The sequence below is a fragment of the Thiomicrospira sp. ALE5 genome (assembly GCF_900112445.1).
In the GTDB taxonomy this organism is placed as follows: Bacteria; Pseudomonadota; Gammaproteobacteria; order Thiomicrospirales; family Thiomicrospiraceae; genus Thiomicrospira.
In genome coordinates, this window is sequence record NZ_FOYY01000003.1 from 659,400 (window position 1) to 674,125 (window position 14,726).

The following is a 14,726-nucleotide window of genomic DNA, read 5'->3' on the forward strand; positions in this document are numbered from 1 at the left end:
TTTTGATTTAGTCTCGAACAAAATACAGGGTAATGATGACCTCAATACGACGGTTCAAGGCACGGTTTTCAGGGCTATCGTGAGGCACAACCGGATCAAACTCTGCGCGACCGGCAATCGCAAAGGTATCAGCAGGCAAACCACTTGCTTGATAAAGTGATTGCATAACCTCTTGCGCCCGCAGGGTACTCAGTACCCAGTTATTACGCATTCTTGAGCCAGCTGCAATTGGAATATCGTCGGTATGACCTTCAATGCGCACGTCTGCTTGCAAATTAAGGCCCGCAAGACTGGCGCGTTGGATAATAGGATCTCGGGGCGCCTGACTATCGAACTGATTTAGAAAGGCTTCAAACATCGGCAACTCGGTTAGATATTCAGCCACATCAACCAGTTCTGCTGCTAGATTTTCAGCCAACTGATAACCTCCCTGCTCAAATGCTTCTGGATGCTGTATGTAGATATGCAGCCCCTGCCCCGACCTAAACACACCAAGATAACGATAATCTTTTGATTCAATCAACTCTGTTAGTTGCTGAAAAGACTGGTCCATTTTAAAATTTGCCCAGTTTTGCATTCGGCTTATTTCTGTATGATAAAGCGCCAGCATCATAATAAAAAAAGTAATCAGCAAGGTGACCAAATCCGCATAGCTTAAAAGCCAACTGCCACGCGCTTTTAGGTCGGACACTTTACTCATAACGGATTAAACACGGTATTAACAGTCATTAAAGGCGTTACAAATACTTCAATACGTCGATTTTCTATATCAAACGGGTTATCAGTATCAGGTCTAAAATCACCATATCCAGCAATAGCAAATAACTCTGGTGGCAAGCCCGTACTCGCACGTAAATAGTCTTTTACCTGAAAGGCTCGATCCGTACTCAACTCAAGATTGTTGCGGTACAAAAAACCTGGAGTAAGTGGCACACCGTCAGTATGACCTTCGACACGCACTTGCATACTAAACTCATAGCCTGCCGCTTCAATACTGGCCACCCAACTACTAAAACGCGATCGCACAAAAGGAAGCTCTAATGCCTCAATAAGCACAACCAGTTGGTTCATGGTCTCGATATGGCCGGGTTCAATTTCTGCCCGTGCTGAAAGGAACAAAGGCACTTGCTCAAAAATTTCCGTATTAAAACGAATTCGAATCCCTTTGGCTAGGGTATTTTCTATTTCGACGTGATCCCAGCCTTGCTCAGCTCGAGTCTCTTCAAGCGTTAAAAACAAACTATGATTAATCTTTTGAAAACTACGCTGTGCACTGACTCCTTCAAACTCCACCAACGCAACGATTAACACATAAAATGCCAACAAAACCGTAAACAAACCGACAAATACAAATAACCACCCACGTGATTTTTTATAGTTTTCTAAACTCACTCGCTCTTGGAGCAAGGCTTGTTTTTCACTTAATTTGGACATACAACATGCTTAACCTCAGACTTAGGCAAGTTTTTGCTGGCGCTGCTTGGTCAAATAACACATCATCATTTCACGCACTAAAATCGGCGAATGACTGCGCTTGATGGACATAATCGCCTCTTGAATGAGCGCTTGCGTAACCAGCTCTTGTTCAGAAAGGGTTTTCAATTTACCGGCGACAGGCACAAAAATCAGGTTGGCAATCAGCACACCATAAAAAGTTGTTACCAGTGCTAAACCCATCCCAGTGAGCAGGCCTGCTAACATATCATCCGACTCCATCGCCAGCGGATCAGCACTCATGTGACTGGTCATCATAATAATAAGCCCCATAACCGTCCCAATCATGCCAAAGGCTGGGGCATAGGACGCCATGTTTTGAAACATTTCTTGACAATTAAAATGACGTTGCTGGGTCTGCAGTTGTTGAACCTCTAATGAATGCTGTAACATTTTCTCATCATGGTGCACCATTAACTGCCCTACAGCGTAACGCAAAAAGTCATCTTTAATGTCTGGAATGGTCTTTTCGAGTGATAGCAAACCCTGTTTATGCGACATTCTACTCAGGTCAACGAGTTGATCAATAATCTCCAGCATGTCATCCTGATCAGACACCAGTGTTTTTTTAAAGCCATGATAAGCACAACCCAACTGATTAAGTGGATAATTAATCAATACAGCAGCAAATGTGCCACCAACGACAACAAGGAATCCTTGTAAATTGAAAAACGCCGAAATGATTTGCCAGGTTGAAAAATCCACCATCGATAACGAGATAATAATACTTCCTAGCAATAGGCCTAATATTGTCGACGCGCGATTCATTGTTTACTCCGCTTTTGGCACTCGCTTGGGCTGCAACCCTGTTGCAAACCACTCTTTTGCGTGGCTATTAAGCTGATCTATTGACAAATCAGCTGCATTAACTGCTGGACTTATAGCTACTTTAATCTCACCGGGATATTTTAAAAAGCTTTTTTTTGGCCAAATGGCACCTGCATTATGGGTTAGAAAATACACGGGCACTTGCATCTGCTGCGCTAATCTCGCCCCACCACTTCCTAGCTTGCCGACTGTACCCGTCGGCACCCGAGTGCCCTCAGGAAAAATCACCACCCAGTCGCCGCGCTCTTGCATATGTTGTTTGGCTTGTTGCAATAACTGCTTGAGTGCCTTTGCGCCAGCCGAACGATTAATCGCAATAGGTTTTAGCATGGCCAGTGTCCAGCCAAAAAAAGGAATCCACATCAGTTCACGTTTTAAAACATAGGTATGGCGGGGCAATAAACCATGGAGTGCTAAGGTTTCCCATGCCGACTCATGATGCGCCATCACAATACTCGGCTGACGCCTGTCCAAGTGTTCTAAGCCCATAACGCTCACCTTCACGCCACAGGTAATACGCAACCACGCCAAGGTTAGACGAGCCCAATAACCTAATAGATAATAACGCATGCGATAGGGCGTCAACCACAGCAGCTGCCCAAATACTGCAAACAACAGCGTTAAACTCACCCGCCCGGTTTCAAATACCAAAGATCGAATAAATACCCGCGTTTTATTCACCTACTACTCCTTTAACTGCGTGAGCAGGCCTGCTGCCACTGCAGCTAAATCATCACAGACGGGCAGCTGTTGGGCTAACTCTGGATGCGCGGCAAGTGTTCGTTCGCCTTTACCGCTTCGAACCAAATAGGGACGCATCCCTGCTGCTTGAGCTGCTCGAATATCCGCTAGCGTATCACCCACCATAATTTGTTGCGGCAGAGGCCGGTTTAGAGTGAGACTAATTTGACGCAGCATACCGGTGAGCGGCTTGCGTGCGACATTTGGTTGATCACTCAAATAAGGCGCATAACACAGCCAATCCAACCGCACGTCAAACTCACTGACTAACAATTCATTCAGCTTAAGGTGCATCGCACGCAAGGCCAAACGGTCATAATAGCCGCGCGCAATACCAGATTGATTGGTGGCGACCGCAACTAGCCAGCCGGCGCGTTTAAACTGTGCAATCGCAGCCAAACTACCTGGTATCGGTTGCCATTCATCGGCTGACTTAATAAACGCATCGGAATCATGGTTAATGACACCGTCCCGATCCAAGATCAGCAAAGGGGCAGGGGCCGTTGTGGCTATGCTCATTACACCGCTAACCTATACCGCTAGCCGCGAAATATCCGCAACAGCCAAAAATGCCTGACGAATATGATTAAGCATAGCAATACGATTAGTTTGGAGTTGTGCATTATCAGTCATCACATGCACCTGATCAAAAAATGCATCAACGGGTTCACGAAGCACCGCTAATACCACCAACGCTAACTGATAATCACCCTGGGTCATGGCCGCTAAACTTTCGGCACGCACCTGACAAAACGCGGCCCATAACGCACGTTCAGCATTCTGCTCAAACAACGCTTCATTCACCTCGTCTGGCCAAGGCTGCGCAACTTTCTTCAAGATATTCGCAATCCGCTTATTTGCTGCTGACAAAGGCTCTGCTTGCTCTAAACTAGCAAAATGACGTACCGCTTGGATACGTTGGTTCAACTCAACCAAACGGGTTACGCCCGTATCGCGTACAGCATCAAACACCTGCGCTGCAACGCCTTCGTCCTGGTAATAGGACTTTAACCGCGACACAATAAACCTAACTATTTCTGCTTGCTGCTCGACATTGATTTGCAACTGCGCATAAGTTTCAGCCGCGCGTTCTACCCAATAGGCAATGTCAAGCGGCAAGTCCTTTTCAATAATGATGCGCGCTAAGCCTAACGCAGCTCGTCGCAAGGCAAATGGATCCTTATCACCTGTTGGTCCCTGTCCTATCGCATAAATGCCTACAATCGTATCAAGACGATCTGCGATGGCAATAATTTGATCCAAAGCATCTTGCGGCAAATCATCTCCAGCAAAACGTGGCCAATAATGCTGTTCAATCGCTTGTGCCACAGCGGACGATTCACCTTGATGCTGCGCATAATAACGTCCCATCGTGCCTTGTAACTCAGGGAACTCTCCCACCATTAAACTCATCAAATCACATTTTGCCAAACGCGCTGCGCGCTGTGCCGCTGCCGACTCCACATTCAACTCAGTTGCTAACTCGCTGGCGAGTTGCTCCAAACGCGCAACCTTATCCGCCACCGTACCGAGCTGTTGCTGAAAGACCACTTTCTCAAGCGCCGGTAAAAAAGCGTTCAATGGTTGCTTAAGGTCTTGGTTCCAAAAGAACTGCGCATCAGATAGACGCGGACGAATCACACGCTCATTACCCGATACCACCGCCGCCGGATTTTGACTAGCAATGTTACTGACCGTAATAAAACGCGCCATTAATTCACCATTCGGGGCGATACAATGGAAAAACTTCTGGTGACCCTTCATCGCCGACACCAAGCATTCAGCCGGCACTTGCAAAAATTGCTCATCAAAACAGCCCGCTAGGGCGTGCGGCCATTCATTTAACGCAGTGACCTCATCCAGCAGTGCCTCGTCAATTACTGGTCGCGCATCCAGGCTATCCGCAACGCGCTCGACTTGATCACAAATACGCTCACGACGCTGATCAAAATCGGCTAATACAAAACCCTGCTCCTCCAAGATAAGCGCATATTCACTTGGCAGTGAAATTTCGATTTCTTGCGGTGCATGAAAACGGTGACCACGTGTGGTTTTGCCCGTTGGCAAACCTAAAATTGTAGCCGGCACCACTTGATCGCCTAGCATTAACACCACCCAGTGGACTGGGCGCACAAATTCTATCGCAGAGTCGCCCCAGCGCATTGGCTTGGGTATCGGCAAGTGTTTTAACGCTTGTTCAACCAGGCCGGGTAATAAACTAGTTAAAGGAGCGCCTGGTTTTACCTGCCGCGCCATTAACCAAGTACCCTTGTCAGTTTCTTCGGTAAATAAATCACTCACATCTAAACCACAAGAACGCGCAAAGCCCAACAGGGCTTTGGTGGGCTGACCCTCCTGGTCATAGGCGGCTTTTAATGCAGGCCCTTTTCGCTCTAGTGTTTGGTCATCCTGTTGGGTTTGCACAGATGCAATCCATACCGCGAGACGTCGTGGCGCCGCATACACCTGCACTTGACCATAATTAAGATTTGCTTGCTGCAGCCCCACCTCTAATCCCGTGGCTAAAGACTTTGCAAGCGCTTGCAATGACTTAGGCGGTAGCTCTTCTGTACCAATTTCAACCAAAATATCTTGTTGCGCTTGCATTATTTTGCTCCCTCTTGCCCAGCAGTATCCGTTTTAACCAATGGAAATCCTAACGCCTCGCGGCCATTAAAATAGGCTTGCGCCACATCACGTGCCATCGCACGCACCCGACCAATAAAGCGCGCGCGTTCAGTCACACTAATCGCATGCCGGGCGTCTAGTAAATTAAAAGTATGCGACGCTTTTAAGACCTGCTCATAAGCCGGCAAGGGTAGATTTGCCGCAATTAGGCCACCAAAGGCTTTTTCACAAGCATCAAATTGATTAAATAAATGCGGCACATCAGCATGTTCAAAATTGTAGGCCGACATTTCCACTTCGTTTTGATGAAAGACATCACCATAGGTCACCTTACCTTGCGGTCCATCCACCCAGGTTAAATCATACACACTATCCACGCCTTGCAGATACATGGCAATCCGCTCAAGACCATAGGTGATTTCACCGGTGACTGGACGACACTCCAAACCACCCACCTGCTGGAAATAAGTAAATTGAGTCACTTCCATGCCATTAAGCCACACTTCCCAGCCTAAGCCCCAAGCACCTAAGGTCGGCGACTCCCAGTTATCTTCTACAAAACGAATATCATGCTCTAATGGGTCAATCCCTAAATGGCGCAAGGAGTCCAAATATAATTCTTGAATATTGGCGGGAGACGGGTTCAGCATCACTTGGAATTGATAATAATGCTGCAAGCGATTGGGGTTCTCACCATAACGTCCATCCGTTGGACGACGACTCGGTTGCACATAGGCTGCGCGCCATGGCTCAGGCCCGATTGCGCGTAAAAAGGTTGCCGGGTGGAAGGTTCCCGCACCCATTTCATTATCATAGGGCTGCAAGACAACACAGCCCTGTTCCGCCCAGTAGGCTTGTAAGGTTTGAATGAGACCTTGAAAACTGGATACATCAGCGACGAATTGCTTATTTGACACGCTTCCATCCTCGGTTAAAATGGTAATTTGAACTTAAAATGACAACAAACTATTTCTAAAGCCTGCTCGATTCATCTCAATAAATTCAATAATAGAAAATTAGCGCAATTATACCCTAAAAAGGATAGTTTATGCCGCCAGATCAGCCCCATACCCTCGATTTACGGGGACTCAAATGCCCGATGCCGGTGATTAAAACTCAGCAGGCCGCGCGTCAACTGAACCATGACTGCATTATGGAGGTTTGGGTGACCGATCCAGCCGCCGAACGTGACTTGGCAAGCTGGTGCCGCATTAACAAACACCAGCTCTTAAGCGTAAGCCCACATGATGCAGATAAACCTCAAACTTCACCCCAAAGCTGGAAAATTCAGCTAAAATTGCGCCAAAACAACCCAACCCAACATGGATAAACGCATGCGCTATTTACTGTTAGCACACCCCAAGCACACCTATCAAACCACAGCCCTGGTCGTGGCCGCATTGATAGTCTTGGCATCATTGACTATCAACGCAGCCAACGCTCAAGAAACTCAACGCCTAAGCTTAGCACTGCCTGAGCAACAGCAATCCCCTGCTCCCCTAGTAGCCACTGAAGCAGCTGAGTCTTCATTTCACAAACTACACTACACTTTAAAGCCTAACCAAGGCCTTGGTCATGCACTGCAAACCATCAACAATAATGGCAATCTACTATGGCGCATTAGCCGCCATGAAAACGCAAATTACTTTACCCGCTTACGCCCTGGTGATGAGCTAATCAAGTGGGTCAACGAAGACAACCGCCTAGTTAAGATGAAACTTAAGCGCAGCCCAACGCTTACCTATGTACTAGAAACCGCTCCAAGCTACGATGACTCTCTGAATATCTACGCTATTCAACAAGAAGTCGAAACACGTATACAAATGGTATCTGGCCAAATTAATGACTCTTTCTACCTTGGCGTCCAAGCCGTTGGTGCCAGTCCACGAACGATTATGAATTTTGCTAACATCTACTCATGGGAAGTTGACTTTGTGCGTGAGTTTCGTGCCGGAGATGAGTTCACCATCATTTTTGAGCGGCGCTATGTTGATGGCGAGTATATTGGTGATGGCCATATCCTCGCCGCACAACTTAATCTTAGACACCGCAACCGTACGATCAACGCATTCCGTTTTGAGCATGAAGGCGAACTCATTGGCTATTTTAATGAACAGGGTGAAAACTTGCGCAAAGCCTTTATGCGCAACCCCATTAATTACACCCGAATTAGTTCACACTTTCAGCGTGGCCGCTACCATCCGGTATTACAAGAAATTCGTGACCACAAAGGGGTGGACTATGCCGCTCCCACAGGCACACCCATCTATGCTGCAGGCGACGGCACGGTCAAGTCTCGCGGCTGGGGTCGCGGCTATGGTAACTACATTATTCTGCAACATGCGGGACGCTACGAAACAGTCTATGGCCACATGTCGCGTTTTGGCAAATTTCGCCAAGGCCAACGTGTTAATCAGGGTGATGTCATCGGCTATGTTGGCATGACCGGTCTTGCCACCGGCCCTCACCTACACTATGAGTTCCGAATTGACGGCGTCCACCACGACCCATTAACGGTTGAATTCCCCAGCGGCGATCCCGTGCCCGAGGACTTAAAACCGCTTTTTGCACAGTGGGCAGGCTTGCTCAAGAGCCAGTTACGTCGCACCGACCCCACTGCCACAAAACTTGCAACACTGTTTGAGTAATTGAGCGGTGAGCGCACACTACTTTATCGGCCTGATGTCTGGCACCAGCGCAGACGGCATCGAGGCTTGTCTTGTATCATTTGAACATCAAGACATGCAGCTAGTGGGGCGCTATACACACCCCCTGCCACACGCGCAAACCCTGACATTACTTAATCATCAACCCCAGATTGACTTGATGCAACTGGCACAATTAGAACGCGACTTGGGTGAAGCCTTTGCCCTTGCCGCACTAAAAATCATGCAACAGCAGGGACTGACAGCTCATCAGATTACCGCCTTAGGCAGTCACGGCCACACATTGTTTCATGCACCTAAGCAGGGTATCAGCCTGCAAATTGGCCACCCAGCCATCATTGCCAAGCGCACCGGTATTACCACCTACGCGGACTTCCGAGTGGATGATATGGCACTCGGTGGCCAAGGTGCGCCCCTCGCCCCGCTGCTTCACCAGGCCTGGTTACATAGCAAAGCTATTCAACAGGCCTGGATGGTTAATATTGGTGGTATCGCTAACCTTAGCCTTATCAGCCCTGATACACCCTTACAAGGCTGGGATACTGGACCAGGCAACAGCTTAATGGATGAGATTTGCCAGCGCTATTTTAACTGTCGCTACGATGCCCAGGGAGAACTGGCCGCACAGGCCACCCCTAACGAGGCCTGGCTACAAGCCTTATTGAGCGATCCATACTTCGCCAAACCCCCACCTAAAAGCGCGGGTCGCGATTATTTTAACCAGGCCTGGTTACAAGCGCGCCTACCGGCATCGGCCTGGCAAACACCCTTTGAACTACTCAGCACCCTTAATGAACTCACGGCCATCACCCTAGCCAACACTCTAAATAAAGTGTTCGCACCGGTGATAATCTGCGGCGGCGGCAGTTTAAATCGCACGCTATTAACGCGCTTGCAGCATAAACTTGGCACCCAAAAGGTAATGACAACCGAGCATTACCACACCGATCCTTTAGCCATTGAGGGGATGCTGTGTGCATGGCTGGCGCAGCAGGCCTGGTTAGGTAAACCGGTCGATTTAACTGGGGTCACTGGCAGTAGCAAGGCGTGTATTTTGGGTGGATGTTGGCAGGGGAACTAGCTGGAGTGCGAATAAAAAGCAGGCCCGCGAGGGGCCTGAAAAACCTTGCTTGCACAAGGCCTACGAGGATACTAACCAAGGAATCCGACAGCATAAATCGGAAAACACGGCTCGCTTCACAGCGAGCCTAACCTGCATTACATAAAGCTAAATGACTTGTTGATACCTAGCAATAAAGTAGTGCGCTCTTTGTCACCAGTTGCTTCTTTACTTGAACGAAGAATTGAGAAGTCAATTGTGGTATCGGTGTAGATTTCAGTACTGTAGCCTAACTGGGCCCAAGTGTGGTCAGTACCTTTTCCTAAGAAATCCATACCTTTACCATAAATACCATAGAAACCAGCATATTCGAGCTCTGCACTGATAACAGAATAATCTTCATCTTTATCTGGACCAGCGCTGCCTTTGCGATTAATACCACGATCATACATAACCGTTAATGGACCATAACCTGCCCAGAAGTTTAATTCATCATATGATGTATCAAAATCACCCTCTAGGTAGCGATACAGGGTAAAGCCCGCGCCTAATGTGAAACCATTAATTTCAGTTTCATAACCACCATAAATGTCATATTCGATATCATCATCATCTTCCACAGGCCCACCAACTTTAGCAGACCAAAGACCTAAATAAAATCCTGACTCATGCTCATAATCCACACCAAACTCTGGTGACACTCCTTCTGACTGAGGTGCACCACGGAAATAATACTGTGACATCAACCCAATATTACCGGTCAATTCCGCTTGCGCAACATTAGGCGCCATGACGGCCATTGAAGATGAAGCAACTGCAACAGATAAAGCTAAAGATTTAAGTTTGAATGCATTTTTCATGTTTGTTTTCCTTTTTATGACTAACAAGAGCTAAACTCGAAAAACTTAAAGCTTCCATCGTGCCAAATAAATAACAAATTATTAAAAATCAACAACATAAACTAAAACTTACACTATAAATAAAATTTTATCAGTCATAAAACATCAACAAAGGTGCAAATATGCACCACAATGAAACATCGCGCATCCAAGATAGACTTTCACTCATCCTTGGCCTCAAACTCACTTAAAATTCGTTCCTGCTCTGCACAAAAAACTAATAATGCCGCATGCAATTGATGATACTGTGCTATCACCCGTTCAGCGGCAGGCGTAATCCGTGTGCCGCCACCCTGTCGCCCGCCTGCTTCACTTACCACCAGGGGTTCAGCCACGGCCTGATTCATTTCATCCACTAAACGCCAGGCTTTTTTATAGGACATCTTCATCGACTTGGCCGCCTGACTAATCGAACCACATTCAGCAATCCGCTCTAGCAATAAAATGCGCCCCTTACCAAAATAGCTCTCACCATTCGGCGCCATCAACCACACCCTTCCACGAATCGAATCGCTCAAAACCTCACCGGGTAATTTAGTGTTATCCTTCAATCGCCCTCCTTTAAACTGGACTTTATGCCAGCAAAATAAAATATAAGCCAAATTATATTAAGTGAAACTTATATCAGCTAGCCGATTAGAGCCAATTGCCGTATCATAACGTCATAATAAAGAACAAGTATCAAGGTTTAGTATGACTCAGCGCTCGCTTCGGTATCACACGAACTTACAAGAAACAAAAAAACTTGCCCAACAAACGCTTAAAGAAATTGATCAATTAGGCTTGGCGCCCAACCCCATTCATTACACCTTAATATTTGAGTTACTCGGTGATATAGACCCTAACTTTTCCAAAAAGCTAACCGAGTTGATTCAGGCCAAACAATACCAAGATGACTTAGCCTTTCCCATTTACCAAGATCTTGTTAAGTCCGCACTAGCAATCAATATTCCCACAGACCAGGTTCAGCAACTAATTGATCAGGCAATTGATGATACTCACAATTGGAATGCTGTATCAAAACAGCAACAAGGGACATTATCAACTAACCTCGCTAACATAACCCAGTGCGACACTAAAGAGGCTGTTAATGATTATGTATCTAAACACATTATTCCGCCGATAAACTTGATCTGCCAAGAAACCGAACGCCTACAGAATAAGCTGGATGAATGGTCACAGCTGATCGAAAAACTCCAAGACGACTTAAAAAACGCCCACAAACTGGCGAAAACAGATTCTTTAACCGGCATCGCAAACCGACATGGATTTGACGAAATGTTAGATCGTCAAATCGAACTGGCCAAAAAAAATGCCGAAACTTTCTGTATATTGATTGTGGACCTTGATCATTTTAAAGTGGTTAATGACACTTATGGACATCTAGTAGGTGACACAACCCTGCGCTACCTTGCAAAGCTGTTAGACACTGAAACCAAGGGTCACGATCGAGTCGCGCGTTATGGCGGTGAAGAATTTGTGATACTGCTCAATAAAATCACCTATGATAATGCGCTAAGATTTGCTGAAAACATCCGCGCAAACATTGCGCGCAAGTCCTTACGCGCCCGCGGCCATGAGACCCCCTTAAGAATCACCGTATCAATAGGGGTAGCCATTTATCAAATTGGCGAGCCGGCAGAGTCATTCTTTGAACGTGCAGATAAAGCACTCTACCTCGCCAAAAATAAACGCAATCAAGTTTGTGGTGAACATCACCTAGAACACTAAAAACAAAATAAATTTTCACCCCATTTAACCGACTCTCCACAAATTTATCCACAAGTTCAGGCCGCCAATCTATTAACTTAGACTGGGGTTAACCACAAGCAAACAGCGCTCATTCTGTGTATAACCCTAGCAAAAATTTAACTTGCACACAGCGGCCAAATTTACTATATTTTGCTTTCGATTAAATTCAAACAACCACATCTAGTGGTTTTTGATTTTAATTCACCAATTCACTTACCCTAAAAAATTTAACTAGTTTTTAATCTATCATCGCTAAGGCGCTGATTTATAAAACAATTGTTTAGGGAAAAAACTATTGACAAAATAAAACTACCCACACCCTATTTGGCAGGGTGATTTTTTATCTTAAAAACACACAATCTGACGCAGGAATTGATTATGTCTAACAGCACTTCAGAAATTTTGGTCGTTAAACGCGACGGACGTAAAGAGTCAATCGATCTTGAAAAAATCCATCGTGTTATTACCTGGGCGGCTGAAGGTTTAGATGAAGTGTCCGTATCCGAAGTGGAACTCCGCTCACATATTCAATTCTACGATGGCATCAAAACCGCCGACATCCACGAAACCATTATCAAATCCGCTGCTGATCTCATTTCCGAGCAGGCGCCTGACTATCAACATTTGGCCGCGCGCCTGGCTATTTTCCATTTACGCAAAAAAGCCTTTGGGCGTTTTACGCCGCCGTCGTTGTTTGAACAGATCAACAAGATGGTACGCGCCGGTCGCTATGATGCCCAGTTGCTAGATGACTACAGCAAAGCCGAAATTGATGAACTCGATGACTACATTCAACACGATCGCGATCTGAATTTTAGTTATGCCGCAGTAAAACAGTTAGAAGGCAAATACCTGGTTCAAAACCGCGTCACCGGTGACATCTACGAAAGCCCGCAATTTATCTATATGCTGATCCCTATGTGTCTATTTAGTCACTATGAGGGTGACACCCGCCTCAACTTAATTAAGCGCTTTTACGATGCGGCATCAAACTTTAAATTGTCATTACCCACGCCCATTATGTCCGGTGTGCGCACACCAACTCGCCAATTTAGTTCCTGTGTGCTGATTGAATGCGGTGACTCACTGGATTCCATTAACGCCACTTCTTCATCGATTGTTAAATACGTCTCACAACGCGCAGGCATTGGGGTTAATATTGGACGCGTACGTGCCTTAGGTAGTGCCATTCGTGGTGGTGAAGCTTTCCATACTGGTCTAATCCCCTTTATCAAACACTTTCAAACTGCGGTTAAATCCTGCTCTCAAGGTGGTGTACGCGGCGGTGCCGCAACCTTGTTTTACCCCTTATGGCATTTAGAAGTTGAATCCCTCTTAGTGCTTAAAAATAACCGGGGGGTAGAAGAAAACCGCGCCCGCCATTTGGATTACGGCGTGCAACTCAACAAGGTAATGTATCAGCGCCTGCTAGAAGGTGGCATGATTACCCTGTTTAGCCCATCCGATGTGCCAGGGCTTTATGATGCCTTCTTTGAAGATCAAGCGGAATTTGAACGCCTGTATCAGCTCTATGAAACCGATCCTACGATTCGAAAAAAACAAATCAAAGCGCTGGATTTATTCTCGCAACTTGCCCAAGAACGTGCGCAAACCGGTCGTATTTATATTCAAAACGTCGATCATACCAACACCCACAGTCCGTTTGATTCAAAACAAGCGCCAGTTCGCCAATCCAATCTATGTTTAGAAATTGCGCTGCCTACTAAAGCACTTAATTCAGTGGACGACCCAAATGGTGAAATCGCGCTATGTACCCTCTCCGCGTTTAACTTGGGCGCGATTGAAAACCTAGATGAACTCGAAGAACTATCTGAATTGATTGTGCGCGCCCTTGATAGCCTATTGGATTACCAAGACTACCCGATTAAAGCCGCGCAGGTTGCTAGCCTAGATCGCCGTACCCTCGGGGTTGGTGTTACCAACCTGGCTTATTATTTAGCGAAACACAGCGTGCGCTACTCTGATGGTTCAGCGAATGATTTAGTACATCGCACCTTTGAAGCGATTCAATATTACTTGCTAAAAGCATCTAATCATTTAGCACAAGAATTCGGTGCCTGTCCGAAGTTTAATGAAACCACCTATGCCCAAGGTATTTTACCGATTGATACCTACAAAAAAGACCTCGATAGCGTGTGCAATACGCCATTAAATTACGACTGGGAAAGTTTGCGCAGTGCAATTAAAACTACCGGATTACGCAACTCGACGCTCACCGCGCTAATGCCTTGTGAAACCTCATCACAAATCACCAATTCGACCAACGGGATTGAACCGCCGCGTGGCTATATCTCGGTGAAAGCCTCCAAAGATGGCATATTAAAACAAGTGGTACCAGGCTTTAAAGAAATCAAAGCTAACTATGAATTGCTGTGGCAGATTCCTAACAACACCGGCTATATTCAATTAGTGGCGATTATGCAAAAGTTTGTGGACCAAGCTATTTCCGCCAACACCAATTACGATCCGGCCAAATTTGAACAAGGCAAGGTTCCCATTAAACAAATCATCCAAGATTTACTCTATTGTTACAAGCTTGGTTTGAAAACACTCTATTACCATAATACCCGTGACGGTGCGACCGACTCCCAAGATGACGACGGCTGTGCCGGCGGTGCGTGTAAACTATAATAACAA

At 46.3% G+C, this 14,726-nt stretch carries 14 protein-coding genes; 5 read left to right on the plus strand and 9 right to left on the minus strand.

Translation table 11 applies throughout. From position 1 onward, the window contains the following. Window positions 1–7: 7 nt before the first annotated feature. Genes BM293_RS03340 through glyQ form a run of 7 tightly spaced genes read right to left on the minus strand, consistent with a single transcriptional unit; the run spans window position 8 to window position 6,608 of the window. On the minus strand, window positions 8–700 hold the full coding sequence (locus tag BM293_RS03340) for an OmpA/MotB family protein (protein ID WP_093446802.1): 693 nt from the start codon (window positions 698–700) through the stop codon (window positions 8–10). Next, window positions 697–1,434, minus strand: a complete 738-nt coding sequence (locus BM293_RS03345) for an OmpA/MotB family protein (protein WP_093446803.1) — start codon at window positions 1,432–1,434, stop codon at window positions 697–699. The genes BM293_RS03340 and BM293_RS03345 overlap by 4 nt, the downstream gene beginning before the upstream one ends. A 21-nt stretch (window positions 1,435–1,455) precedes the next feature. Further along, on the minus strand, window positions 1,456–2,262 hold the full coding sequence (locus tag BM293_RS03350; protein WP_093446805.1) for a motility protein A: 807 nt from the start codon (window positions 2,260–2,262) through the stop codon (window positions 1,456–1,458). Window positions 2,263–2,265: 3 nt separating this feature from the next. Further along, a complete protein-coding gene (locus tag BM293_RS03355) occupies window positions 2,266–3,003 on the minus strand; it encodes a lysophospholipid acyltransferase family protein (RefSeq protein WP_093446806.1) in 738 nt (245 codons plus the stop codon). 3 nt (window positions 3,004–3,006) lie between these two features. Continuing rightward, window positions 3,007–3,582 (minus strand): D-glycero-beta-D-manno-heptose 1,7-bisphosphate 7-phosphatase, encoded by a 576-nt coding sequence (gmhB, locus tag BM293_RS03360; RefSeq protein WP_093446808.1) that lies wholly within the window; start codon window positions 3,580–3,582, stop codon window positions 3,007–3,009. Between the two features lie 12 nt (window positions 3,583–3,594). After that, complete coding sequence (gene glyS / locus BM293_RS03365; RefSeq protein WP_093446809.1) at window positions 3,595–5,670, minus strand: glycine--tRNA ligase subunit beta; 2,076 nt, start codon at window positions 5,668–5,670, stop codon at window positions 3,595–3,597. Then, window positions 5,670–6,608, minus strand: coding sequence for a glycine--tRNA ligase subunit alpha (glyQ, locus tag BM293_RS03370; RefSeq protein ID WP_093446811.1), 939 nt, complete (start codon window positions 6,606–6,608; stop codon window positions 5,670–5,672). The genes glyS and glyQ overlap by 1 nt, the downstream gene beginning before the upstream one ends. 131 nt (window positions 6,609–6,739) lie before the next feature. On the opposite strand from glyQ, the gene BM293_RS03375 reads away from it, so the two are divergent. The 3 genes from BM293_RS03375 to BM293_RS03385 are packed head-to-tail and all read left to right on the plus strand — an operon-like array spanning window position 6,740 to window position 9,438. Continuing rightward, window positions 6,740–7,021, plus strand: a complete 282-nt coding sequence (locus BM293_RS03375) for a sulfurtransferase TusA family protein (protein WP_093446812.1) — start codon at window positions 6,740–6,742, stop codon at window positions 7,019–7,021. Then, complete coding sequence (locus BM293_RS03380) at window positions 7,014–8,339, plus strand: M23 family metallopeptidase (RefSeq protein WP_234968879.1); 1,326 nt, start codon at window positions 7,014–7,016, stop codon at window positions 8,337–8,339. The genes BM293_RS03375 and BM293_RS03380 overlap by 8 nt, the downstream gene beginning before the upstream one ends. Window positions 8,340–8,346: 7 nt before the next feature. Further along, complete coding sequence (locus BM293_RS03385) at window positions 8,347–9,438, plus strand: anhydro-N-acetylmuramic acid kinase (protein WP_093446815.1); 1,092 nt, start codon at window positions 8,347–8,349, stop codon at window positions 9,436–9,438. Window positions 9,439–9,575: 137 nt separating this feature from the next. Here the strand turns inward: BM293_RS03385 and BM293_RS03390 are convergent, their stop codons facing one another. Together BM293_RS03390 and BM293_RS03395 are read right to left on the minus strand one after the other, a co-directional pair. Further along, the gene (locus BM293_RS03390; protein ID WP_093446817.1) at window positions 9,576–10,277 is read right to left on the minus strand and encodes a TorF family putative porin; all 702 of its coding nucleotides are present in this window, start codon (window positions 10,275–10,277) and stop codon (window positions 9,576–9,578) included. Between the two features lie 200 nt (window positions 10,278–10,477). Next, a complete protein-coding gene (locus tag BM293_RS03395) occupies window positions 10,478–10,867 on the minus strand; it encodes a winged helix-turn-helix domain-containing protein (RefSeq protein ID WP_093446818.1) in 390 nt (129 codons plus the stop codon). Window positions 10,868–11,009: 142 nt separating this feature from the next. On the opposite strand from BM293_RS03395, the gene BM293_RS03400 reads away from it, so the two are divergent. Together BM293_RS03400 and nrdA are read left to right on the plus strand one after the other, a co-directional pair. Continuing rightward, complete coding sequence (locus BM293_RS03400; RefSeq protein WP_093446820.1) at window positions 11,010–12,047, plus strand: GGDEF domain-containing protein; 1,038 nt, start codon at window positions 11,010–11,012, stop codon at window positions 12,045–12,047. A 399-nt stretch (window positions 12,048–12,446) separates the two neighbouring features. Further along, window positions 12,447–14,720 (plus strand): class 1a ribonucleoside-diphosphate reductase subunit alpha, encoded by a 2,274-nt coding sequence (gene nrdA / locus BM293_RS03405; protein ID WP_093446821.1) that lies wholly within the window; start codon window positions 12,447–12,449, stop codon window positions 14,718–14,720. Window positions 14,721–14,726: the final 6 nt, after the last annotated feature.